Origin of the sequence: Acinetobacter sp. YH12135, from assembly GCF_013418565.1 — a bacterium.
Taxonomy (GTDB): Bacteria; Pseudomonadota; Gammaproteobacteria; order Pseudomonadales; family Moraxellaceae; genus Acinetobacter; species Acinetobacter towneri.
This window is the reverse complement of the sequence record NZ_VPBU01000030.1, coordinates 1-25,627: the sequence shown is the minus strand read 5'-3', so window position 1 is coordinate 25,627 and position 25,627 is coordinate 1. Positions and strand designations below refer to the sequence as shown.

Genomic DNA, 25,627 nt, shown 5'->3' with positions numbered 1-25,627 from the left:
CATTACTCACCCGTCCGCCGCTAGCTCAGTTACCGAAGCAACCTCGCCCGCTCGACTTGCATGTGTTAAGCCTGCCGCCAGCGTTCAATCTGAGCCATGATCAAACTCTTCAGTTAAAATCATTTTGTCACTTTATTCGAAGTGACCAAATCTGGCTCATCAATTTTCTGACTTAAATTCGCTCAAATAAACTTCGAGTAATTTAAACCAATCAATCAATGAAAATAATTTCGATTAATCAATCAGTAAAAATCCACACAAGTTGTTCTTCATAATCTCTTAATGATCTTAATTTCTGCCTCGTCAGCAGAAATTTTAACGCAAAAAATTCTCTACAACTTAACCCTGTGAGCTAAGTTTGTAGGCTGTTTCGCGTCGGGATGTGTGCATTCTAGGGGATTTCAAAATCTTTGCAAGCCCCAAATTAGAATATTTTTCACGTATGTATTTTTTTTCTACAAAAATGCTTGGTTTTTTAATTTTTTAGCTATTTTTTCATCAAATTTAAATAAAAACTCTCCTCTACAATGCAGAGAGGACTTTTTTATCCATACTTTTATGGGTTTAAATCGGTCAAGTTTTGAAGACTGCAATCAACGATTGCCAATGTATATGATTCGTTTCATCTTACGACATCTAAAAAATTTTACATCTCAGTTAAAAATGCTTTTGCATTATCCAAAATAGTATTCCTACATACGGCGTACATCTAGCATTGATTTCCTGTCAGCTTGGTGGTTTTGTCCGTTAATTCAAAGTTGATGCTTAGCATTTGCATTACCGACTTCAAGTTGACAAACCTACTCTTCTATTCGGCAAGTTTAGATCGCGCCATCCACATGCACTACTTACAAGATGTTTTACCATATGTAAGTAGCTTTGAAATTTGAATTAGGTCTTAAAGTTTTAAGAATATTTGTATAAAACAAAGAGAAGTAATCTTACATTTTACCTTTAGATATAAAATACAACAAAACTAGAGGCAAAAAAAAGAAAGAGATCTCTCCCAAAATCTCTCCCTCGGAGTTGAATCTATATGCGATCCATATATCGTTATTATAGTTATACGAAAAAAAAGAGTCCCCTGGGGAAGGGACTTGTAAATTGTGGAGCTATAGTTATAAGTACCCTCTAGATCTGTTTTGTACACTGTGTCTAGATGGGTAAATCTTATACATAACTGAGCAAAAATGCAAGCTGCTTGGAAAAATTTAGGTGTTGTTTTTATAAGGTTTTTTTTGAATTTACTTATTCATATAATTAATATACCAAACAGAAAATAAAAGCAGACCGAAGCCTGCTTTTATTTCAATCACTTAGAACGGATCTAGTCCGTAAATGTGACTTTGGCAATGGCTTTTTTACCCGCCTGAATAATATATGTTGCGTTTTCTTTGACCGAGAAACCTGCATCAACCACATTCCAATCTACTTTTACTGCGCCACGTGCAACAGCATCTTTGGCTTGTGCGGCATTTTTGGTTAAACCTGCAGCACGTACAATAGAAGCAATAAATAATTCACCACCAAATTCAGCACGTGAAATCGTCACTTCTGGCGTACCTTCAGGTAATTCACCTTCGGTAATGATATTACCTGCACCTTTATGGGCATTGGCTGCAGCTTCGCTGCCGTGGAAACGCTCAACCAATTCGAGTGCCAAAATCTTTTTGATTTCTTGAGGATTACGACCTTCTGCCATTTCTTTGAGCAACACTTCAATTTCATCCATCGACTTGAAGCTGAGTAATTCAAAATAGCGCTCAATCAGACTATCTGGCATCGACAAGACTTTTTGATACATCGCACCCGGTGCATCAAACACGCCAATATAGTTGCCTAAAGATTTAGACATTTTATTCACGCCATCTAAACCTTCAAGAATTGGCACAGTAATACAAACCTGCGCTTCCTGATCATAACGACCTTGCAAGGTACGTCCCATCAATAAGTTAAAAGTCTGGTCTGTACCGCCCAACTCTACATCGGCGCGTAATGCCACCGAGTCATAACCTTGTACCAACGGATACAAAAATTCGTGAATCGCAATCGGTTGCTGGTTGTTATAACGCTTGGTGAAGTCATCACGTTCCAACATACGCGCTACGGTTTGCTGCGATGCCAACTGAATTAAATCTGCTGCAGTTTTTGTTGCAAACCATTCTGAGTTAAACACCACTTTGGTTTTATTTGGATCAAGAATTTTAAAAACTTGTTCCTGATACGTTTTGGCATTTTCCAAGACTTTTTCACGTGACAACGGCGGACGTGTAGCACTTTTACCTGTTGGGTCACCAATCATGGCAGTGTAATCGCCAATCAAGAAAAATACTTCGTGACCTAAGTCTTGGAATACTTTTAATTTATTGATTAATACCGTATGCCCCAAGTGTAAATCAGGTGCAGTCGGGTCAAACCCCGCCTTAATTTTTAAAGGACGATTCTCTTTTAATTTCTTTAGAAGATCTTCTTCAGAAATAATTTCATGCGTGCCTCGTTGAATGAGAGCAAGTTGTTCTTCAGCCGGCAGGAAATTTGACATCACGAAATCCAAACACATCAGTTATTCAATTTGTGCGATATACTAACACTTTTTCAGCATATTGCAGGCTATAGAATAACCATGACAGCGATCTATATTGGGGTAATGACGGGCACAAGTATGGATGGTGTCGATCTTGTTGCTGCTTCTTTTGATCCACTGCAACTCCACGCGACCCTGACTTTGCCGTTTGATCCCGATTTACGTGACGAACTCATGGCACTGACTTTGCCAGGTGACAATGAAATTGACCGCATGGGCAAGGCAGATGTGGCTTTAGCCACCATGATTGGACATGGTATTAATAGCCTGATTGAAAAAAATAAACTGGATAAATCTCAAATTAAAGCGATTGGTTCGCATGGCCAGACCATTCGTCATCGTCCTGAACATGCTTTTACTTTACAAATTGGTGATCCGAACATCATCACCGAAATTACCCAAATTCCTGTAATTTCAGATTTTCGTCGTCGTGACATGGCTGCAGGCGGACAAGGCGCACCGTTAGTGCCCGCTTTCCATCAAAACTTATTCCAACATCCGAGTATTCATCGGGTAATTTTAAATTTAGGCGGCATTGCCAATGTCAGTTTGTTGCCTGCAGGACAGCCCGAAGCAGTATCGGGTTTTGATACAGGGCCTGCCAATATTTTAATGGATGCTTGGTGTGAGCGTTACACAGGACAACCTTATGATGAAAATGGCAATTGGGCTGCGTATGGACATCCGATTCGCAGCTTGTTAGATCGTTTACAAGCCCACGCTTTTTTCTCTAAAGAACCACCCAAAAGTACAGGGCGCGAAGACTTTAACTTGGAATGGCTAGATGAACAGGTTGCCGATTGGCGCAATGATGTGGAATATGACGAGCTGGAAGATAATCCTGAAAATATTCAAGCGACTTTATTAAAGCTCACCACCCGCGCGATTAAAAAAGCCATTTATCGTTCAGGCATGGATACAGGTGAAGTCTATGTCTGTGGCGGTGGTGCCTATAATTCTTATTTGCTAGAGCAATTGCGCTGGCGTTTGCGCAAACATCAATGGACTGTACAAAGTACAGCCGATTTAGGGCTAAACCCAACATGGGTCGAAGCCACCGCCTTTGCTTGGTTGGCAATGCGTTTTTGTCAGCAATTAAGTGGCAATTTACCTGCGGTCACAGGGGCTAAAGGTGATCGCATTTTAGGTACCATGACTTTGGTTTAAGGATGCACTTTTAAACCAGATCAGTAGCAACAAAAAAGCCTTTCCTCTTCTATATAGGAAAGGCTTTGATCATTTTGAGTGCATCAATCTACTTTTTCAGATGCTGATACTCAAAAATATTTAAATCATACTTAGATTGAGAATGAAGAACCACAACCACAAGTCGTGGTTGCATTCGGGTTTTGTACCACAAAACGCGAACCTTCCAAGCCTTCAATATAGTCCACTACCGAGCCAACTAAATATTGATAGCTGAGTGAATCGACCAGCATTTTTACATCGCCATTCACAAATTCTGCATCATCTTCATTTTGGCTTTCTGCAAAGTTAAAACCATAAGAAAACCCTGAACAGCCCCCACCTGTGACATAGACACGTAGCATTAAGTCTTGATTCCCTTCGCTATCACGCAATTGGCGAACTTTTTTAGCAGCGTTATCGGTCAGCTCAAGTGCTTGGGCATTCATGATGGATTCCTCAGATACAATTCAGATGTCTTTTTCGCAAAAAGACCACTATTCAAGTATAGCATACTCAATATTGGGACTGTGATGCAGAATTAAAGTGAATTCTGAGTAATTATCTCAAGATTATCGAATCATTTATAATTTTCATCCTGCAAACCACATTCAAAATTGGTTGGCGCTTCTTTACAGCGGAATTGCCACAATAATTTCATCATGCGTTTGTCATAAACACCACGTTTAGTTAAATTAATCCGCGATTCACGCATCATTTTTTGATAACCCGGTTGATCTGCTGCAGGCACTTGCATCCAATATTTTGCAGGAATATCGGCTTTCATTTTGCCTAAAATACCAAAGGCACGTGGTAACTGCCCTTTCACCCATTCACGTGATTTTTGCCCAAAACCTGCAGGGAATTTATCTGGGCGGATAATGATATTGCCCGTGACCTGTAAAATTGGATAATTCACAATCGCGCCTTTAGTGCCTAAGCCTTTATGTAGTTCCAAAGGACGGAATACTGCAGCAGGCGCACCAATAATATCGACCTGACCATTGTTAAATTTACTGCCAAAATTGGTGACATCGGCACTTACTGCTTGCGCACCAATTTGCTGTACCATAATTTTTTGCGCTTGGTCATAATCTAAAACAGCAATTTTTTTCCCCGCGGCTTTGGCGACACTATTAATACTGCGGTCATTCACCATCAAAAAGGCATCACCCACAGGAATGACACCTGCGACTTCATACTGACCATTGCGCATATATTTGGCAAAAGCAGGACTCGCCAAACCTTGCATGACTTTAACTGCCAGTTTTAAATCTGGAATCGCACCAATTGCATCTAATGAGCCTGTAAAATGGTTAAATTGACGACCACGCATGCCCGTCACACTAATACCATCACATTTTCCTGCTTTAAAATCTTCTGCAATCACGCCTTCGTTTTGACCTACGCGTAACTCAATTTCTGCGCCCCAGTTTTTGGCCGCCAATTGATAGTCTTGCATTAAGTTATAGACATCACCGTTTTTACCGACCAAGTCGAATACACAGACCACTTGCTTAGCCTGCACTGCACTGGCGGCTAAAGACAAGCCTGCACCGAATAATAAAGCTTGCGTCCATTGTTTCATTTTATAGTTCCTTCCATTTTTTGTTTTTCTGGTCAAAATTGATTCAAACCTTCAATTTTGCAGCACTGTTCTTTTCATCAAGCTAAGATTAGCGAATTTTGATCTTTGGCTGATATGGCTCAATTGACGAATCTTTCAATATAAAAAAACCTAGACTTTTCTAGGTTTTTTTATTAAAAATCAATCTATTCACCACCAAGTGAACATTCAAAATTGGTTTTTTCGACAGAACAACGAGCGCGTTTTAACACACTCATCATGGCAGGGTCATAAATACCGCGTTTGGTCATATCCATACGTCCATCACGTAGCATTTTTTGATATTTAGTTTTATCTTCTGCGCTCAAGTTCATTTTATATTTGGCTGGAATTTCACCTTCTAAACGATTAATCATACTCATCGCTTTAGGCAGATTTTTTACAAACCAATCTCGTGATTTTTGCCCAAAGCCCGCAGGGAATTGTTCAGGGCGAATCACAAAGTCTGCGGTCACTTGTAATACAGGGAAGTTAAACATCGCCCCGTTATTGCCTAAACCCTTGTAGATTTCTAAAGGTTTGTACGCATAGGCAGGCGCACCGACCATATCGACCTGACCATTGTTAAATTTCGCCACAAAGTTAGATACATCAGAAATGACAGCTTGCGCACCTACACGCTGCACCATAATTTTTTGTGCATCGTCATAGCCCAATACCGCAAACTTTTTCCCTGCTGCTTTTTCAATCGAGCTGATGTTCTTGTCGCGCACAAAAATAAAGGCCGAACCTAAAGGTGAAATACCCGCAACTTCATATTTCTTGCCACCTAAATTGGTAACCATTTTCGCTGCATTACGTTGATCTAAAGCAAAGCTGATGGCACGTTGTGCAATCGCATTACTTGGCGCACCACCTAAAGCATCAATCGAGCCTGCAAATTTATTGTATTGGCGAGCACGCATGGCGGTCATAAATACCCCATCACATTTGCCTGCTTTAAAATCATTGTCTGCGACAGCTTCATCCTGACGTGGAATTAAATTGACTTCTGCACCCCAGCCTTTTGCTGCTAGCGCCCACTCTTGTGCCATCTGAAAAGATTCACCTGACTTACCCAGTAAGTCAAAGACACATACATCTACTTTTGCTGCTTGCGTCTGAGCACTGAAACCGATCGCTGCGAATGCTGTCAATGTTGCGCTGACCCATATTTTTTTCATTGTTTCGATCCTTCTACAGATTTTTTTATTTTTGAGTGTCCGTACACGAAACAAATATTAAGCAAGTTCAAATTAAAAAAATAGAGCATTTACTCGAATTTCATCTGTCAATTCTGCCAAAACCTTATACTGCCTTATTTAAGCGATCATTTTTATTTCATAATTCACTTATATTTTATAGATTTAGATCAAAATAAAGATCATTTCCAACATGCACGTATTTTGTGCTTGTTTACAAAGTCATAAAAAAAGCCTGTTGTTAGATCATAATTTTTAAACATCACAAGAGAGATTTTTCGCAAATCACAAATAAAACTGGGCTTATTTTTGTTTTCTGGTGGGCTTCCATTAGAATATGCCCAACTTTTGTTGTGACCAGTAAACACCATGATTCAACTTGACCAAGTTTCTTTACGCCGCGGTGGACGTGTTTTATTTCAAAAAGCGTCTATGCAAATCCATCCAGGCTGGAAAGTCGGTCTTACAGGTGTCAATGGTGCAGGAAAATCCAGTTTATTTGCTGCGCTTTTAGGTAGTTTAACCCCAGACGAAGGTACGTTGAGCCGTCCGCAAGGCTGGACTGTGGCGCACATGGCACAGGAAGTTAAAGCATTGGATTTGCCTGCGATTGATTTTGTGCTGTCGGGTGATGAAGAATACTGGAACATTCAACAACAACTGCAACATCCTGAACAATTAAATAATGACCAACTTGCACATTTGCATGGTCGTTTTGATGAAATTCATGGCTATACCGCACCCGCCAAAGCCGCACAACTGATGGCAGGTTTAGGTTTTATGGAACATCAAAACAGCTTGGCGGTCAGTAGTTTTTCTGGTGGATGGCGCATGCGTTTAAATTTGGCGCGTACCTTAATGAGTCGCTCCGAATTATTATTACTGGACGAACCAACCAACCACTTAGACTTAGATGCAATTTTATGGTTAGAAGACTGGCTTAAAGCCTATGCGGGAACTTTGGTGCTGATTTCCCATGACCGTGATTTTTTAGATGCCATTACCGATCATATTTTACATATTGAAAATAGTGAACTGACTTTATATACAGGCAATTATTCAACCTTTGAAACCACACGCAGTGAACGCTTGGCACAACATCAACAAGCGTATGAAAAACAATTAGAAACCCGTGCACATTTACAAAAATATATTGATCGTTTTAAAGCCAAAGCCACCAAAGCACGGCAGGCACAAAGCCGTATCAAGCAATTGGAACGCATGCAATTGCTTGCCCCTGCGCATGTAGATACACCATTTACCTTTAGTTTCCGTGAACCGACCAAAATGAGCTCACCCTTACTGACCTTGGAACAAGTCAGCATTGGTTATGCAGACAAAGTGATTGCCAGCAAAATTAACCTACAAATTACCCCGACCAGTCGTATTGGTTTATTGGGGATGAACGGCGCAGGTAAATCGACCTTAATTAAATCCTTAGTGGGTGAATTGGCGTTATTGGCAGGTACTCGCAAAGCCTCAGAATTACTCAATATTGGCTATTTTGCACAGCATCAAATGGATGCTTTGGATGATAGCGCCAGCCCGATGCTACAACTGGCACGCATTGCCGATAAAAAAATCAGCGAAGCCACTTTACGCGCCTTTTTAGGCAGTTTTGGTTTTAGTGGCGAACGTATGGACACGCCTTGTGAAAGTTTTTCAGGAGGTGAACGTGCACGTTTGGCTTTGGCTTTAATTGTCTGGCAACGTCCTAACGTACTGATTCTGGACGAACCGACCAACCATTTAGACTTAGATATGCGACATGCCTTAACCATGGCATTACAGGATTATGAAGGTGCAGTGGTATTGGTGTCACACGAACGTCAATTAATTGCCAGTGTCTGCGATGACTTACTCTTGGTTCATGCAGGACAATGCACAGAATTTGAAGGCGATTTACAAGATTATGCCCAATGGTTACGCCAAGCTCGTGCAGACATGCTTAAGCAAGGTACATCCAACACAGCTCCATCCAATCCAAGTCCAGTGGTTGAGAACAAGACTAACCTAGTCAAAGTAGATAAAGAAGCTCAACGCAAACTGGCAGCACAACGCCGTGAACAAACTCGCCCTATTCGTAAAAACATTGAAAAATACGAAGCGCAAATTGAAAAAATTCAACCGCGTCTGACTGAAATTGAAACCGAACTGGCAGATCCTGCCCTTTACGATGCCAACCGTAAAGATGATTTGCTCAAACTCATGAATGAGCAAAATGATCTGAAAACCAAATTGGCGCAGGCAGAAGAACAAATGCTTGAATTGATGATGGAATTGGAAGAACTCGAAAGTAGCTTTGAATAGCCATACCGATGAGATTTTAACGCTATGCTAAATAGGGTTAAATCTCATCATATTTCGTAGAATATACATTGTGTATGTTCCATACTTATAAGACACATTCGTAATAGTTTTAATCTTTAGTTTATCTTCACAATAACCACGCAAAGAAATTTAAGCCACTCTCTGCGTTTGTTTATTTTTACTTATCAATCTTGCACCACAGCATAGTTGTATGACACCCCCCACCCTGAATAAAAGTAAGACAGCATAGCTACCAAGCAAGAAGTTTTGAATTTAAAACTCAGTGTGATTTTTAAATTCAAAATCTACAATTTAAATTTAAAAGCAAAAACTTAGTTATCCACAACTCAAACTAACTGTTATTTTAAATTCAAAACTCTAATTAAAGCCAAATCAATCCATTCTTTCATGGTTATTTTGAGTCATTGAATCTCAGTGATTCACAGAAAATCGCTGCTACTCGGCAGTAATTTTTGCTTTGCTAATACATAATTCTTGTATTTTCCAGCCCTGAATATAGCGCCAGATTTCTTGAATATACCCTTGATCATCCGCCAAACCAATTTGAATCCGACAGTTAACCTGCTCACGATCAAACTCATATTCTTCTAATTCAACATTCGGTTTGATCGGTTTCCAGACACCATTATTCACTGCATGCTGAATGTTGGCATAACGTGTTTCACGATTTTCCACACGTGATTCTGCCGTATAAACGACTTTAAAATCTTCATCTTCATAGTGTGCTAACAGCTCCACATTGCCAGTAAAAAAAGCATTCACCCATGCATCACGTGCTTGTTCTAATTGATTATCCATCTTAATGATTCTCCTATATTTTTGGCTTAATGTAGCTCAGCATGACAGAACAATAAGTCAGTTTTATAAAAGTTATTTGGATGAATCACGACAACAACAAAAGCCAAACATAAAAAAGCACTCCGTAGAGTGCTTATGGTTATGCGGATGATTTGGACGAATTAAGCGTCAATATCTGCATTTAAGGCATTTTCTTCAATAAAGGCACGACGTGGTTCTACATCATCGCCCATTAAGCAAGAGAACATGCGGTCTGCTTCAATGGCATCATCAATGGTGACTTGCAACATATTGCGGTTTTCTGGGTCCATCGTGGTTTCCCAAAGTTGTTCCGCATTCATCTCACCCAAACCTTTATAGCGCTGAATCATCATGCCGCGACGCGAGTCCTGCAAAATGTGTTGCCACACTTGATGGAAATTGTTGACCGTAATTTTACGTTCGCCTTTTTCCAAATACGCACCTTCTTCAAGCAGCGTAAACCAGCTTTTTGAATTTTTCAGCAAACGTGCATATTCAGCTGAACCCAGCAAACCTGTGTCTAGCAAATAGGTATGTGGCAAGTTGTGCACATATACCGTGATTCGTGGCCAATACGTTGCAGATTTTTGACCATCCGCATCTTCTTTTTCAAACTGTTCGATGCTTAATTCAGGACGCAAACTTGGTTGTAATCGTTCAATGCTTTGACGTAATTGCTCGCCCCATTGTTGTACATACGCCTGATCTGCTGCTTGATCAATTTTAAAGGCATCTAATTCTAATAAACCATCCAACAGACTTGCAGGATAACGCAGCGTTAAACGGCTCAAACTCTTTTGTGAAGTTTGATAATCAGCAATGACTTTGGCTAAAGCCTCACCACGAATTGCAGGTGCATCAGCACTCACATGCAGCTCCAATTCATCAATCGCATTAGAAATTAAATAGGTTTCTAAAGCATCGTTATCTTTGATGTATTGTTCCTGCTTGCCTTTTTTCAGCTTATACAATGGTGGCTGTGCGATATAAATATGACCACGCTCAACCAATTCTGGCATTTGACGGAAGAAGAAGGTCAATAGCAAGGTACGAATGTGTGAACCATCTACGTCAGCATCGGTCATGATGATGATTTTGTGATAACGCAGTTTGTCTGGGTTATATTCTTCACGACCAATACCACAGCCCAAAGCGGTAATTAAAGTACCTACTTCTGCCGATGAAATCATCTTGTCAAAACGGGCACGTTCCACGTTCAGGATTTTACCTTTCAGTGGCAAAATTGCCTGCATTTTACGGTTACGACCTTGTTTAGCCGAACCACCTGCAGAGTCACCCTCGACTAGATATAATTCAGATAATGCAGGGTCTTTTTCCTGACAGTCAGCCAATTTACCAGGCAAACCTGCAATATCCAAAGCACTCTTGCGGCGCGTCATTTCACGGGCTTTACGCGCCGCATCACGGGCACGCGCTGCATCAATAATTTTACCCGCAATGGATTTTGCCGCTTGTGGATTTTCCAATAAATATTCAGAGAAAGATTTATTCATGGCCTGCTCAACAGCAGGTTTCACTTCACTCGATACCAATTTTTCTTTGGTCTGTGATGAGAATTTTGGATCTGGCACTTTGACCGACACAATCGCGGTTAAACCTTCACGTGCATCATCACCCGACACCACGACTTTTTCTTTTTTCAGGATATTTTCGCTTTCCATGTAGTTGTTTAACCCACGGGTTAGCGCAGCACGGAAGCCTGCCAAGTGCGTTCCACCGTCTTTTTGTGGAATGTTATTGGTAAAGCAACGTACGTTTTCCTGATAGGAATCATTCCACTGCAAAGCAACTTCTACGGTAATTCCGTTTTCAGCCTGTGTCGTGAAATGGAAAATTTCATTCAGATGGGTTTTGCCTGCATTGATATATTTCACAAATTCAGACAAACCACCTTCATAGTCAAAAATATGTTCTAAATTAACACGTTCATCACGCAATACAATACGCACGCCCGCGTTTAAGAAAGACAATTCACGCAATCGGCGTGCCAAAATATCCACATTAAAAATGGTTTGGCTAAAGGTTTCAGCACTTGGCCAAAAACGCACAGTCGTACCTGATTGCTCAGTGTCGCCCACTACTTTTAAAGGATATTGTGGATCACCATGGCGGTATTCCTGTTGGTGAATTTGACCCGCGCGTTTAATCGTTAATTCAAGTTTACTCGATAAAGCATTGACCACCGACACACCAACGCCGTGCAAACCGCCCGACACTTTATAACTGTTGTCATCAAACTTACCACCTGCGTGCAGAATGGTCAGAATGACCTCTGCTGCAGAGACACCTTCTTCAGGGTGAATATCGGTTGGGATACCACGACCATTGTCAGATACGCTGACAGATTCATCTTCATGGATAGTCACCAAAATTTCATCACAATGACCCGCCAAAGCTTCATCAATAGCGTTATCGACTACCTCGAACACCATGTGATGCAAACCTGTACCATCATCTGTATCACCGATATACATGCCTGGGCGTTTACGAACAGCATCTAGGCCACGCAATACTTTGATACTAGAGGAATCATAAGCCTTTTCATTGGTTTGTTCTGTAGTAGAGACAGATTGATCTTCTGAACTCATGGTTTCTCCCTAGTGAAAAATAGGTCTATCCAAAGATAAAAAAATTATTGCTCAACAGCCTGCACCGTTCCGTGATCGACCTGAAATAAGCGATAAGGAATCGACAACGCTTGTAAGTGTTGTTGCACGGATTGATGATCTAAAGTGGTAATAAAAACTTGACTACCCAATTGGCTTAATCGTTCAATTAAACGTTGTTGTGCGCTTAAATCTAATTCTGCTGTCAGATCATCTAATAATACCACAGTTTCCTTATTAGACGCATGCAGCATTGCAATCTGTGACAGTTTTAATGCCATAATCAATAGCTTTTTCTGCCCACGTGACAGCACCACATCGGCATCACCCATTGGGGTTTTTAAGCGTAAATCGGCGCGGTGTGGCCCATATTCGGTATAGCGACGTTCCACATCTTTTTGATGATAATTGCACAGATCATTCAACAAGCCTGTTTCGGTATGAAAGCCTGCGCTGTATTCCAGACTAATGTGTAAATCAGGCAATAAATACTGTAAATCTTGTGCAAAAAATTGCTGCCATTGTTCCACCGTTCCCAAACGCTGCCGATGCAAAATCTCACCATAATCACTGAGCATTTTGTTCCACGGTTCCAAGTCCGACAGACTTAAATGTCGCTGTGATTTAAGCAAACTATTACGTTGTTTTAAGGCACGTGAATAATATTGCCAAGCGTGATAAAACTCTGGTTCCACGTGGAACATCAACCAGTCCAACAGTTGCCGTCGTGGTTTTGCACCATGGTCAATAATATCGGTACTGAGTGGATCAATATGTTGTAAAGGCAGAATTTTAGCCAATTGCCCTTGGGTCGCAACAGGGTCGCCATTGACCTTAATCAACTGCTCACCCGATGCCATTTTTTGCATGCCAATTTTTTCAGTCAATGACTGAGCAAATACAATCGCATCTTGGCTACTGTTCTGAATGTAATTTTTAGGAATATGGGTGCGAAAAGAACGCCCTGTCGCCAATAAATGAATCGCTTCTAAAATCGAGGTTTTACCCGAACCATTTTGCCCATAAAAGACGTTAAACGGCTGCAACTCATGAAGTGCAACCGCTTTTAAGTTCCGAACACGCTCGATATGTAAACGCGTAATATGCATGATTCAGCTAGATTTAATCTTGAAATAAACCGCTCACTTAAACACGCATTGGCATCACAACATAGGTTTGATCTTGATGTGCTGGATCTTGTACCAATACCGATTGATTGGCTTCGGTCATGGTCATCGATACATCATCGCCATCCAATGCCCCTAATACGTCCAATAAATACTGTGCGTTAAATGACATTTCTAACGGCGAATCGGCATATTGAATCGCTAAATCTTCAATTGCTTCATCTTGTTCTGGGTTATTGGCACGTAATTGCAAGGTGTCCGCACTAAAATTCAGGAATACGCCACGCAATTTTTCATTACTTAAAATCGCCACACGCTGTAAAGATTGTTTAAATACATCATGCGCGATCAGCACGTTTTTATCACCACCACGTGGAATCACACGGCGATAATCTGGGAACTTACCATCAATTAATTTAGTGGTAAAACGCACGGTAATTTCTGCTTGTTCTTTGTCACGGCTTGGGGTGCGAATGGTCACATTCAGCAATTCACGCCCAATTAAAAGTGCCAGTTGTTCATCTTCAATGCTCAGCAAACGCTGCAATTCAGCCACAGCTTTACGCGGCACAATGGCTTGAATTAATTGAGTAGCTGTCGAAGATGCCGCTGTTTCACACAAGGCCAAACGGTGACCATCTGTGGTCACAGCACGTAATTGGTTTTCATCAATTTCTAACAAAGTACCCGTTAAATAAAAGCGTACATCCTGCACTGCCATCGCAAACGCAGTTTTTTCAAACAAACGCTTCAGCTCACGCTCAGTAACCGTCACTTGCGTACCTTGAGCATTTTCTGTAGCCAATAATGGATAATCTTCCGCAGGCAAAGTACCTAATACAAAGCGGCTATTGCCCGATTTTAAAATACAGCGCTGATCTTCAGTGATTTGCAAATCAATCAAAGCTGCGCTTGGTAAAGATTTACAAATATCCATCAGTTTACGTGCAGGCACTGTAGTTTCCCCTGCCTGTAAACATGCCCCTTCAGTCAGATTCGTACTGGCAACCAATTCCACTTCCAAGTCCGAACCAGTAATGGTTAAGGCTTGCTCAGTCACCTGAACTTTGACATTGGATAAAATATTTAAGGTATGGCGACGTTCAACCGCTCCTACGACATGTGACAGAACATTCAGTAAGCTTTCTTTCGCGATTTTTAAACGCACGGTACATTCCTCTAACAACTGAAGATTGGAGTATAAAATAGGTTTTTTAGCAGTGTACTATGCGGCAAAAGCTGCCGCATGGCAAGAACAGAATTTGAGCAAATTCGGTCAACTTTGCAACAAGCGTTGCAGGTTTTTATAGTCTTCGTTAAAGATCGGATCTTCTTCGCGCAGGCTTTGTACTTTTTCGCAGGCATGCATCACGGTACTGTGATCACGGCCACCAAATGCCATACCAATTTCAGGGAAACTGTCGCCTGTCAGCTCACGTGCCAAACCCATTGCCAACTGACGTGGACGCGCATAAATACGGGTACGTTTTGGCCCCACCAATTCTTTGAGCGGAATACGGAAATATTCACTCACGACTCGCTGAATATTTTCGGTACTGATGGTACGTGCGCGAATTGCCAAGACATCTTTTAAAGATTCACGTACCACATCTAGATCGATTGGGGTGCCTTTAAAACGGGAAATTGCCACCACTTTATTGAGTGCACCTTCAAGTTCACGCACATTAGCCACCACTTGCTGGGCAATAAATAAAGCACAGTTACGTGGTAAATCTACGGCGCTGCTTTCAGCTTTCTTTAATAAAATTTCAATTCGGGTTTCAATATCTGGCGGTTCTACCCCGACTGATAAGCCCCAAGAAAAACGTGACACCAAACGTGCATCCAATTCGGTTAATTCTTTTGGATAACGGTCTGAAGTCAGAATAATCTGTTTAGATTCATCCAATAAAGCGTTAAAGGTATAGAAAAACTCCACCAAACTGGCTTCTTTACCTGCCAATAAGTGAATGTCATCCACCAATAACAAATCTAAAGAGCGGCAGTTTTTCTTAAATTCTTCAACCTTGCCCTGCTGCAAAGAGCTGACAAAATCCTGCACAAAACTTTCTGCAGTCATGTACATCACCCGTGCATTCGGTTTGGCTTGCAACAAAGCATTGCCCACCGCTTGCATCAAGTGAGTTTTACCCAAACCTGTTGGGCCATACAAAAATAATGGGTTGTGCTGTGAAGCCCCCAATTGGGTCAATACCTTGCGACAGGTTTCCGCAGCCATTTGGTTAGAACGACCTTCCACAAATAAGGAAAAGGTAAATAACGGATTGAGTTGGCGTTTACGGCTTTTTGCAGAACTTTCTTCTTTTTCACGTTTAGGCTTGGCCACAGGCGCAGGGCTAGATTCCAGCGCAGCAGTAGTGGTAGCAGGTTGTTCACTGGCCGATAAAATTGCACCTGGACGCGAATCGACTAAAATTTCGACCTTACGCACGCGTCCCTCAGACAACTGCTCTGCCAAAATAGTAATCAATTCCAGATGATGTTCTTGAATGTAACGCGTCCAATAAGGATTAGGCGCATAAAGTTTTAATGTATCTTCAACTTCTTCTGCCACCAATGGGCGAATCCACATTGTAAAGACATTTCCAGAGAGCTCTTGTCGCAAGCGATTTAAGCAGTCCGTCCAAAGCATGTGAAACCCCTATCTAATCCATTTTTAAATTTAAAACTTCTCTCGACCGCCTGAGCGGGTCGCCATTCTAACCAAGTTATCCACATCTGTCATGACAAAATCAGCAAAATTGCTCAAAAAAGGAATCATTAAACCTGAATTTAAATTTGAAACGTGGTGTGGATAAGTTTATCCGCAAGGTGTGGATAAAATATAGCACAAAGTTATCCACATAATATTAAAATTATAGAAACACAGATATCCACAATTCAAAATTTTGTTTTATAAAAGAAAAAGTGGGTTTTCAACAGAAAAATGCGTCCCTAATAGTAATAAATTTAAATTTATAAATTTGAATTTATTTATAAGAAACGTTGCAACTGTGGATAATTCAATCTGAGTTTAAATTTAAATTCAAAACCGAAAATTTTAAAATTAAACAGAATAAGCTTGTGGATAATTATGTGAATAATACTGTTAATAACTTATTAGTCAAGCATAAACAATTACTTATCTTGTGTATACTTTAATTTGTATGATCAACCAGTCAATTGAGCGAAAACTTGTTAAAAAGAAAAATTTAGGCTTATTTTGCAAGAAACCGTGTTTTTCATTGACAGCTCAAGCAATGAGCACTAAAATCGCGGACCTTTATAGAAAGATCATTTTTGGAGTTTCGATATGAAACGTACATTTCAACCATCTGAATTAAAGCGTAAGCGCGTTCATGGTTTCCGTGCTCGTATGGCTACTAAAGCTGGTCGTCAAGTATTGGCTCGCCGTCGTGCAAAAGGTCGTCACAGCTTAACTGTTTAATACAGTCACGCTGAACCGACTCTTGGGTGTTATGACAACACTTTATGGCTTCAGCACAGAGTTGAGATTACGCTGTGCTGCCGATTATAAAGGTGTGTTTGATGGTGCGCTTTTTAAAGTGCATCAACCCCATTTCTTATTTCTTGCAAAACATTCCGAACTGCCGAATAGCCGTTTGGGTCTTGTCGTTGCAAAAAAGAAAGTGCGTCGTGCACACGAACGAAATCGAGTAAAACGACTTGCTCGCGAAAGTTTTCGCTTACACCAACAGCAATTAAATGACTTAGATATTGTGGTAATGCCCAAAGTTGGGGTAGATACGGTATCTAATGCGGAATTGCATCAGCAATTACAATTTGCTTGGCAGAAGTTACAACGTCTCGCCAAAAAGCATTCAAAAATAGCTCCCTCCCCACAAAAGTAGAGATGGCCAATGGTACTTTTACTGCATTGGTTGATACGTTTCTATCAGATCGCGATTAGTCCTTTATTGGGACCACGCTGTCGCTATATTCCAACATGTTCTCAATATTCTTTGGAAGCAGTCCATACGCATGGTGCTGTACGTGGTGTGTGGCTGGCTACAAAACGTATTTGTCGTTGTCATCCGTGGGGTGGTTCGGGCTATGATCCGGTGCCGCCAAAAGTCATTCGTTTTATTTCATTTCAGCAAATAGATTCTCAAACGCATCACATTACTGTACCCTTTCGTGATCGTTTATTGAACCAAAATCACTCTAACCACTTGGGGTAATAGATATGCAACAATGGGCCAGGTTTGCAATTCTCGGGGCCATGTTTGTCGTCGCATATTTGCTCATTTTGGCGTGGCAAAAAGATTATGGAAATGCTGAAACAGCACCGCAGCAAAAAACTGCCGTTGTTTCACATGAAGTGTCTGCAGATTTGCCGAATGCCCAAACGGCTACAGCAGCTTCTGATGTACCGCAAGCAAATATTCCTGCACAGCAAACAACCGATGCCACAGCACCTGTAAGTCAGCAGCTTATTTCAGTACAAACTGACCTTTATCATCTTTGGATCAATCCGAAAGGTGGTGATATTGTTCGTGTTGAATTACTCAATCATGACAAAAATAAAGACAGTGACGATCCTTTCGTCATGCTGGAAAGCGATGCTAAGCGCACCTATGTCGCGCAATCTGGGTTAATCGGGCTGAATGGTCCAGACAGTAGCCGTAATGGCCGCCCAAGCTATGAAATTGAAAAATCGACTTATAGCTTAGCCGATGCCAAAGAAAGCAAAAATAAAGCGGGTGAAACAGTTAAAACTTTAACTGTCCCAATGGTATATAAAACTGCCGATGGTGTAGAAATCATTAAAACCTTTAGTTTTACTGAAGGTGAATATCCTGTGCTGGTGAATCACAAAGTGATTAACCGCAGCAGCCAAAACTGGCAAGGTCAGATGTTTGGTCAGTTGAAACGTGATAATTCAGATGATCCAGGCAAGTCAGATCAAGGTATTTTTACCTTGGGTACTTTCCTTGGCGGCGCATGGGGAACACCTGAAGAACACTACAACAAGTTGAAATTTGACAATTTTAATGACGAAAAATTGAATGTCGATGCAACAGGTGGTTGGGTGGCCGTGGTTCAGCACTATTTCGTGAGTGCATGGGTTCCGGGGCAGTTAAAATTGACGCAGGCCGATGGTCAACCGTATGCAGCGAAGTTGGAATCACGTAAATCTAGCGATGAAATGAACATCATTGGTTTTACCTCGCCAACCATTAATGTCCCTGCAGGTACGGTGGCAGAAGTTGATGCGACCTTCTACTCTGGTCCAAAAATTCAGTCTGAATTGAAAGATTTGGCGACAGGTTTGAACCAAACTGTGGATTATGGCTGGTTATGGCCAATTGCAAAATTATTGTTTATTGGTTTGCAATTCTTCCATGGTTTAGTGGGCAACTGGGGTTGGTCAATCATCTTATTAACCGTTCTTGTCAAACTGATTCTTTGGCCGTTATCGTCTAAGAGCTATCGTTCTATGGCGAAAATGCGTGTGATTGCACCAGAAATGCAGCGCATGAAAGAAGAATTTGGCGAAGACCGTATGCGTTTCTCGCAAGAAATGATGGCACTTTATAAACGTGAACAAGTGAATCCACTGTCAGGTTGTTTGCCATTGTTACTACAAATGCCAATTTTCCTTGCCTTGTACTGGGTATTGATGGAATCGGTAGAGTTACGCCATGCACCGTGGTTAGGTTGGATTCAAGACTTATCGGCAATGGACCCTTGGTTTATCTTGCCATTGTTGATGGGTGTGACCATGTACGTTCAACAAATGTTGAACCCACAGCCAACAGATCCAATGCAGGCAAAAATCTTCCGCATTATGCCTGTGGTATTTACCGTATTCTTATTGTTCTTCCCTGCAGGTCTAGTTCTGTACTGGATTGTCAACAACTTGATTACGATTTTGCAGCAAAGCTTGATCAACAAAAGTGTTGAAAAAGACCGCGCTAAACGAGAAGAGGCAACTCCAGTCAATTAAGTATGGCTGAGCTGCTGAATAAATCCGCTTAAGATGGTAATCTTAGGCGGATTTTTCTTTGCATATATTTTGAAAGTTTTAGGTGAATTTTATGTATAACCGCAGCACCATTGCCGCAATCGCGACTCCACCTGGCCGTGGTGGTGTGGGGGTGATTCGCCTGTCGGGATCCAAAGCCTATGCGATTGCCGCAGCCTTGACCCAAAAAGACTTACCCAAAGCACGTTACGCAGGTTTTCGCCAGTTTTACGATGCAGCGAATGAAGTCATGGATGAAGGTTTGGTGATTTGTTTCCCCAATCCTCATTCATTTACTGGCGAAGATGTGGTGGAACTACAAGGGCATGGTGGCCCAGTGATTCAAAATGCTTTATTGGCACGTTTACTGGAACTCGGTGCAACGGCTGCCAAAGCGGGTGAATTTTCGATGCGCGCCTTTGAAAATGGCAAGCTGGATTTGGTACAGGCCGAAGCCATTGCCGATTTAATTGATGCCACTTCACAAGCCGCTGCGCGTTCTGCAGTGCGTTCCCTTCAAGGGGCTTTTTCCACCAAAGTGAATACTGTGCTAGAACAGTTAATTCATTTACGTTTGCATGTTGAAGCTGCTATTGATTTTCCTGAAGAAGAAATTGACTTTTTGGCCGATGGGAAAATCCTTAATTTGCTAGATGAAGTGGCTACTTCGGTGACTGCTGTGCAACAATCTGCGCGTCAGGGACAATTGTTGCGTGAAGGTCTGCAGGTAGTGATTGCGGGCAAACCGAATGCAGGTAAATCTTCTCTACTCAATGCCTTGGCGGGTATTGAACGTGCAATTGTGACTGATATTGCGGGAACTACTCGTGACGTATTGCATGAAAAAATTACCCTAAATGGCTTACCAATTACCCTGACCGATACCGCAGGTTTACGTGAAACAGGGGATATTGTGGAGCAGGAAGGGATTCGCCGTGCAATTAAAGAAATTGAACAGGCGGATTTATTGTTATTGGTCTATGACTTGAGCCAAAACGAAGATCCGTTGCAATTGGCACAGCATTATTTTGCTGAACATATTGAACCGAAGCGTTTGATGTTGATTGGCAATAAATGCGATTTAACTGGTGTACAAGCTACAATTTCAGATTTTAATGGTTTTAGACATATTACTGTGTCGGCCAAACAAGAAACAGGTGTTCAATCGCTCATAGAGGCGATTACAGCGCATGCAGGCTTTCAGCCTGAAGAAGATACCTTTATTGCACGTACCCGTCATTTAGACGCAATGAAACGCACGCAGCAGTATTTGGCTGAAGCACGTGAGCAGTTGGTGGTCTATCATGCGGGGGAATTAGTAGCCGAGTCGTTACGTCTTGCACAGAATGCTTTGGGTGAGATCACTGGTGATTTTTCTGCAGATGATTTGTTGGGCAAGATTTTTGGATCGTTTTGTATTGGAAAGTAATCTCACTTTTAGCTCATACTCCAACACATTCTAATAAGTATTAATACAAACAAAATAGCATTAAGTTTTATGTACTTAGTGCTTTTTTATTGCTTTTTTAATGTTCCTATATGTTCTATGAGTTCATCTAGTGCTATGCTTTTTCCAGTATCTAGATGGTATCGGTACTAAAAAAATAGCTTTTTTTCTCATGGGTACTAAATGATGTCAAAAAATAGCAGTCTTGGCTTTTCAACATTTAGAGAGCTTGAAGCATTAAAGCCAAAAGAAAAACGCTACTCGGTGAGATATACACCAAGTCAAAAATTGTTTATTGAAGTGCTACCAACTGGAGTCAAATCTTGGTGCTATCGCTACACGCTGAATGGCAAGCAGGATAAGTTGGTTCTTGGGCATTATCCCGATGTATCTATAAAAGAAGCTGCACAGCTTAGAGATGAAGCAGCGTCATTGGTGGCAAAAGGTATTTCACCTAAACAGGATAAGACCAAACCCCAAAGTATTTTGTTCAAGGACTACGGCGAGCGTTATTTAGAGGAAGTCATCAAGAAAGACCGTAAAGACCCTTACAGCATGACTTTATATTTGAACAACGATATTTACCCGATGCTTGGGCATTTACAGTTAGAGCAAATCACGGTTGATGATGTACGCCGTACAATATGGCGCAAAAAAGAACAGGGATACGATTCAGCAGCCAACCAAGTTAGAGGCTTGTTGAAGCGCATGTTTGATTATGCAATGACGTTGGGATATGTACCTTATAACCCAGTCTTAGCTATTCCAGTACGCCACATTCACAAGGCAAAGCCTAGAGATAGATATTTAAGTTCTGATGAAATCCGCAACTACTACACCACCCTATTAAATTCACGAGTGTATAGGGCGAGAAAGTTAGGACTCATGTTGTCGCTACTTACATTGGTTAGAAAATCAGAGCTTCAGGCTGCAAAGTGGGAGCATATTAATTTTGATGAACGTAAATGGCTGATACCTCAAACCAAAGCAGACAGTAAGACAGGTCATAGCCGTGAAATGGTTGTTTATCTGTCAGATCAGGTTATAGAAATATTTAAGGAACTTAAAACGATTGCTGGGGATGAGCCTTATGTATTTGCTGGGCGTAAATCGGGAACGCATGTAAGCCACAATGTTCTGAATGAAGCACAAAAAGCAGCGTTAAGACTTACCGATGTTGCACATTTTACCGTGCATGATTTACGCAGAACGGCGAGTACGCACTTAAACGAGCAAGGCTTCAATAGTGATGCAATTGAGGCTTGTTTGAACCACGCCCCTAGAGGTGTGCGAGGTATCTATAACAAAGCTATATATGAAAAAGAGCGTATAGAAATGCTGCAAAAGTGGAGTGATTATATTTTTAGCGTGATTTATGAGCCGAATTTAATCTTCTTTAATCAAGCTAGAGCTAAACGCATTGGATGATATTGTAACAATTTAATTCATATTTTTTGCCCTAAAAAGCCTAAATTGAGTGTTTTTCAATCTACTTTAGGGTGAATATAAATGGATATAAATGGAAACCATAAAAATATAAATGGATATAAATGGAAATCATAAAAATATAAATAGATTTATAGCATTGTAATGGTCTTTCGTTTTTTACGAGTAATTTAATATTTGATACAGTATTGTTTAAGGAGTTCATAGAACTCTACAAAAAAAGGTCAGCACGGCAATGCTAACCTTTTTCCGTGATGATGAGTGACGGCAATCACCAATCATCAAAATTATTTTTAACCATTGTCCGCAAGACACAAAACTAAAGGAACTTTAGAAATGTAAACGATTAAAAACTAAGTTAAAAGACAAAAAGATTCTTGTCTTTCTTAAAGAATATTAGTGTTCAAGTACCTGATAAGTCAATCCATGTTTTTAATAGAGGGATGGATTCCCTATCTTGATTGTTTTTTATCGGGTCGTGGGTCGCTGTATCTTATTATTAAATCTTAGTTTTTTCTTAATTTCTTTCTATTCCCTATTTTGTGTCTAGGCATTTCCACTTTGGAGAATGTTTAGATGAATTTATCTAAAGAAAATCAAATTGAAAATTTACGATTAATTCGCCGTAAAGAGGTACAAGCAAAAACAGGGCTTGGTGCATCTTCTATTTATGCACTAATGAGCGAGGGACGTTTCCCTAAACCTATAACACTATCAATTCGCCGTGTTGCATGGGTTGAATCTGAGGTAGATGCTTGGATTGCTGAACGTGTCGCAAAACACAGAGCTAACATCGCAACGATGGAGGCTTGAATCCATGACTAATATTTCTCAAAAACAAGCAGTCCTACGTCACCTCAAAAGCGGTAAAAGTATTACCGCCGTTGAAGCTGTGAATCTTTATAGTTGTTACCGCCTTAGTGCGAATATCGAGAAGTTACGCAAACAAGGCTATGACATAGTGACGCATTATGAAAAAAATAAACGAGGCAATGGAAGTTATGCACGCTATGAGTTGAGAGGGGCAAAAATATAATGAATAAGACGAACTATGATGCTAGTGATTTATATGATGCTTATTCTTTTTCAGAGCGTGATATGGGTTGGATGCTTGCAGCTATCGTTCATATTAGAAAAGAGGCAAAGCAGCTACAGCATGAAATAACAACAAACGGCGAGTTTGTTACTGAACAACGATTAGCAAATTTGATAACGCATTTAGATATGTACGAGTGCTTGGCTGCAAGTAGATTTGAAAGCCACAAACATTTAGCAACTGCATATTTTATTGAATGTGGGCAAATTAAAAGGGGGCAACCATGACAGCACACCATGAAGCCCCCCACGGTTTTACATCACCTAACGATATTCTAGCGCAATGCACAGAGCTTATGCCAACAGATGGCGCATACATTGAGCATAAACTCATACAGCGTTTTGGCAGTCCTGAACAAAAGATTCATGTTGATGACAGCATTGTCACCATCAACGGCGTTAGCTATGACAGTCCTATTGTTTTGCCTATCTACAATGGGCATCTTGAGCTTGTTCAATGTGCTGTAATGCAAGACAGCAATCCTGTGACAGTCATACCCGATGGATTGGCTAAAGGCTTTGCAAGGTATGGTCATTTTGACCATGCCAAGCCTGTGATTGTGACCTACAACCTAGAAGCATTTTTCAAGATTGCTCAAACAGGGTACGCCGTTGCTTTGGTGCTACTCCCGACATTGTGCAACTCAACTCTACCAGTGTTAAAGCCGTTTGATTTTGAACAGATGCAATTTGTGATTAATCAATTAACACAGGCAGGCTATCAGCAGCTTTATATGCCAGTCCGACCTGAACACCTAGAAGCATTTAAACCACTGGAAGAAAACACCGCCGTTAGATTGTTGAATCAGTATCAAGACGACCTTGCATGTGACCTTTCACAGTACGAAAGCGTGGAGGATGTGCAGGCATTTTTAAATGATGCGATTGCTCAACTGCCTAAAGGTGAGGTATTGCCTAAAGGACATTTGGCCAAGTCTATGAAGTGGGAAAACGGACATTTCCATATTACAGAGGCAGGCTTATATTTTCTTGAGGAAGATAAAAACGGCATAAGCCATAAGCGTTTTATCTCAAGTCCTGTATTGGTCACAGCAAAAACAAGGGACGACTCTAGCAACAACTGGGGTGTGTTGCTTCAATGGAAAGATGACAACGGCGTAAAGCATATTCAAGCCTTGTCTATGGAGCTATTTCAAACCGATGGCGCAGACCTACGCAAAGCCTTAGCCTATCAAGGCGTAACGATTGCACCCGACCAACGAGCGAGAAATCTTTTTCAATGCTACTTAATGAGCTATCAGGCAAACCGTTTTGCCTTATGTGTAGATCGTGTGGGGTGGCATGAAAATGTTTTTGTATTGCCTCATACACAGGTCGGGAAGACAGCCGACAACGATTTAATTGTTTATCAGGCAAGTAACACCCTTGATAACCGCTATCAGAGTAAAGGCACGTTGGCACAATGGCAAAGTGATGTAGCTCAATTGGTCGCAAGTCATAGCCTATTAGTATTCTCATTATGTACGGCGTTCACTGGGCAGTTACTCACCCCATTAAATCAGCAAGGAGGCGGCTTTCACATCAAGGGCGGTACATCCAAAGGGAAAAGTACAGCCTTGAATCTTGCGTCATCCGTTTGGGGCAACCCATCATCGTTTTATAGAACATGGAAAGCCACAGGAAACGCCTTAGAGCATACCGCCTATATGCACAATGATGGTTTTTTAGTGTTGGATGAGATAGGAGAAATTGCCAACCCGAAAGAGCTAGGAAACATTGTCTATATGCTTGCAAATGGTTTGGGCAAAGGTCGAATGACAAAGCAAATCACAGCAAAGCCTATGCACCAGTGGAAAGTTATATTTTTATCCAGTGGGGAGAGAAGCCTTAAAGACATCATGCAAGAGCAAGGGCAAAAGACCAAGCTAGGGCAAGAAATACGCCTTGCCGATATTGATATAGACCAATCGCAATACGGCATTTTTGACTGTGTCGACTTTGCAGAGGATGCAGCAAAGCAGTCCATTGAACTTGCCAAGCGTTTAAATCAATCCTATGGCGTGGCAGGCATTGCATGGCTTTGTCAACGGCAATTTAAAACTGACCCCTTTTACCTTAAAACAGCAAAGTAAAATTGACCCCTTTGATGATTTATTAAGACTCAATTTGTGGTTGAATTCCTACTCTCTTTTTATCTTTTAGACGATA

At 41.1% G+C, this 25,627-nt stretch carries 20 protein-coding genes, 1 rRNA gene and 1 pseudogene; 12 read left to right on the top strand and 10 right to left on the bottom strand.

The features are described 5' to 3' along the window. Positions 1-116 (bottom strand): 16S ribosomal RNA (locus FTU70_RS13290); the annotation flags it as partial. Between the two features lie 1,211 nt (positions 117-1,327). Beyond that, a complete protein-coding gene (gene tyrS / locus FTU70_RS13285) occupies positions 1,328-2,560 on the bottom strand; it encodes a tyrosine--tRNA ligase (RefSeq protein WP_180060715.1) in 1,233 nt (410 codons plus the stop codon). Between the two features lie 63 nt (positions 2,561-2,623). On the opposite strand from tyrS, the gene FTU70_RS13280 reads away from it, so the two are divergent. Continuing rightward, positions 2,624-3,751, top strand: a complete 1,128-nt coding sequence (locus tag FTU70_RS13280) for an anhydro-N-acetylmuramic acid kinase (protein ID WP_004969740.1) — start codon at positions 2,624-2,626, stop codon at positions 3,749-3,751. Between the two features lie 131 nt (positions 3,752-3,882). Here the strand turns inward: FTU70_RS13280 and erpA are convergent, their stop codons facing one another. The 3 genes from erpA to FTU70_RS13265 all read right to left on the bottom strand — a co-directional run bounded on the left by erpA (position 3,883) and on the right by FTU70_RS13265 (position 6,559). Next, positions 3,883-4,218, bottom strand: a complete 336-nt coding sequence (erpA, locus tag FTU70_RS13275; RefSeq protein WP_004969742.1) for an iron-sulfur cluster insertion protein ErpA — start codon at positions 4,216-4,218, stop codon at positions 3,883-3,885. Positions 4,219-4,349: 131 nt separating this feature from the next. Next, positions 4,350-5,357, bottom strand: a complete 1,008-nt coding sequence (locus FTU70_RS13270) for a putative solute-binding protein (protein ID WP_180060714.1) — start codon at positions 5,355-5,357, stop codon at positions 4,350-4,352. 185 nt (positions 5,358-5,542) lie between these two features. Beyond that, a complete protein-coding gene (locus FTU70_RS13265; protein ID WP_180060713.1) occupies positions 5,543-6,559 on the bottom strand; it encodes a putative solute-binding protein in 1,017 nt (338 codons plus the stop codon). A 387-nt stretch (positions 6,560-6,946) separates the two neighbouring features. On the opposite strand from FTU70_RS13265, the gene FTU70_RS13260 reads away from it, so the two are divergent. After that, positions 6,947-8,887 carry an ATP-binding cassette domain-containing protein gene (locus FTU70_RS13260; protein ID WP_104852778.1) on the top strand — a complete coding sequence of 647 codons (1,941 nt, stop codon included), beginning with the start codon at positions 6,947-6,949 and terminating at the stop codon, positions 8,885-8,887. A 456-nt stretch (positions 8,888-9,343) separates the two neighbouring features. Here the strand turns inward: FTU70_RS13260 and FTU70_RS13255 are convergent, their stop codons facing one another. The 5 genes from FTU70_RS13255 to dnaA all read right to left on the bottom strand — a co-directional run bounded on the left by FTU70_RS13255 (position 9,344) and on the right by dnaA (position 16,134). Next, entirely contained in the window at positions 9,344-9,706 is a 363-nt protein-coding gene (locus FTU70_RS13255) for a hypothetical protein (RefSeq protein ID WP_004969754.1), read from the bottom strand. A 161-nt stretch (positions 9,707-9,867) separates the two neighbouring features. Continuing rightward, positions 9,868-12,336, bottom strand: a complete 2,469-nt coding sequence (gyrB, locus tag FTU70_RS13250; protein ID WP_004969755.1) for a DNA topoisomerase (ATP-hydrolyzing) subunit B — start codon at positions 12,334-12,336, stop codon at positions 9,868-9,870. Between the two features lie 44 nt (positions 12,337-12,380). Next, positions 12,381-13,463: a DNA replication/repair protein RecF gene (recF, locus tag FTU70_RS13245; protein WP_004969757.1), complete on the bottom strand. Its 1,083-nt coding sequence runs from the start codon at positions 13,461-13,463 to the stop codon at positions 12,381-12,383. A gap of 37 nt (positions 13,464-13,500) precedes the next feature. After that, the gene (gene dnaN / locus FTU70_RS13240) at positions 13,501-14,649 is read right to left on the bottom strand and encodes a DNA polymerase III subunit beta (protein ID WP_004969759.1); all 1,149 of its coding nucleotides are present in this window, start codon (positions 14,647-14,649) and stop codon (positions 13,501-13,503) included. Between the two features lie 108 nt (positions 14,650-14,757). After that, positions 14,758-16,134: a chromosomal replication initiator protein DnaA gene (dnaA, locus tag FTU70_RS13235; RefSeq protein WP_004969761.1), complete on the bottom strand. Its 1,377-nt coding sequence runs from the start codon at positions 16,132-16,134 to the stop codon at positions 14,758-14,760. A gap of 660 nt (positions 16,135-16,794) precedes the next feature. Here dnaA and rpmH point away from each other — a divergent pair. From rpmH to FTU70_RS13185, 10 genes and pseudogenes are all read left to right on the top strand, one after another. Then, on the top strand, positions 16,795-16,929 hold the full coding sequence (gene rpmH, locus FTU70_RS13230) for a 50S ribosomal protein L34 (protein ID WP_000831329.1): 135 nt from the start codon (positions 16,795-16,797) through the stop codon (positions 16,927-16,929). Between the two features lie 31 nt (positions 16,930-16,960). After that, positions 16,961-17,353: a ribonuclease P protein component gene (rnpA, locus tag FTU70_RS13225; RefSeq protein WP_004969764.1), complete on the top strand. Its 393-nt coding sequence runs from the start codon at positions 16,961-16,963 to the stop codon at positions 17,351-17,353. Between the two features lie 9 nt (positions 17,354-17,362). Further along, positions 17,363-17,683: a membrane protein insertion efficiency factor YidD gene (gene yidD, locus FTU70_RS13220; RefSeq protein ID WP_004969767.1), complete on the top strand. Its 321-nt coding sequence runs from the start codon at positions 17,363-17,365 to the stop codon at positions 17,681-17,683. Positions 17,684-17,688: 5 nt separating this feature from the next. Continuing rightward, a complete protein-coding gene (yidC, locus tag FTU70_RS13215; protein ID WP_004969769.1) occupies positions 17,689-19,452 on the top strand; it encodes a membrane protein insertase YidC in 1,764 nt (587 codons plus the stop codon). A gap of 91 nt (positions 19,453-19,543) precedes the next feature. After that, positions 19,544-20,899, top strand: a complete 1,356-nt coding sequence (mnmE, locus tag FTU70_RS13210) for a tRNA uridine-5-carboxymethylaminomethyl(34) synthesis GTPase MnmE (RefSeq protein ID WP_004969771.1) — start codon at positions 19,544-19,546, stop codon at positions 20,897-20,899. A 204-nt stretch (positions 20,900-21,103) separates the two neighbouring features. Continuing rightward, positions 21,104-22,345, top strand: a complete 1,242-nt coding sequence (locus tag FTU70_RS13205; protein ID WP_180060716.1) for a tyrosine-type recombinase/integrase — start codon at positions 21,104-21,106, stop codon at positions 22,343-22,345. A 594-nt stretch (positions 22,346-22,939) separates the two neighbouring features. Continuing rightward, positions 22,940-23,176: an AlpA family transcriptional regulator gene (locus FTU70_RS13200; protein ID WP_180060712.1), complete on the top strand. Its 237-nt coding sequence runs from the start codon at positions 22,940-22,942 to the stop codon at positions 23,174-23,176. Between the two features lie 4 nt (positions 23,177-23,180). Then, positions 23,181-23,399, top strand: coding sequence for a helix-turn-helix domain-containing protein (locus FTU70_RS13195; protein WP_180060711.1), 219 nt, complete (start codon positions 23,181-23,183; stop codon positions 23,397-23,399). Then, positions 23,399-23,686 carry a hypothetical protein gene (locus FTU70_RS13190; protein ID WP_180060710.1) on the top strand — a complete coding sequence of 96 codons (288 nt, stop codon included), beginning with the start codon at positions 23,399-23,401 and terminating at the stop codon, positions 23,684-23,686. The genes FTU70_RS13195 and FTU70_RS13190 overlap by 1 nt, the downstream gene beginning before the upstream one ends. Next, positions 23,683-25,500 (top strand): annotated as a pseudogene (locus tag FTU70_RS13185) (DUF927 domain-containing protein); the annotation flags it as partial. The gene FTU70_RS13190 and the pseudogene FTU70_RS13185, both read left to right, overlap by 4 nt. Positions 25,501-25,627: the final 127 nt, after the last annotated feature.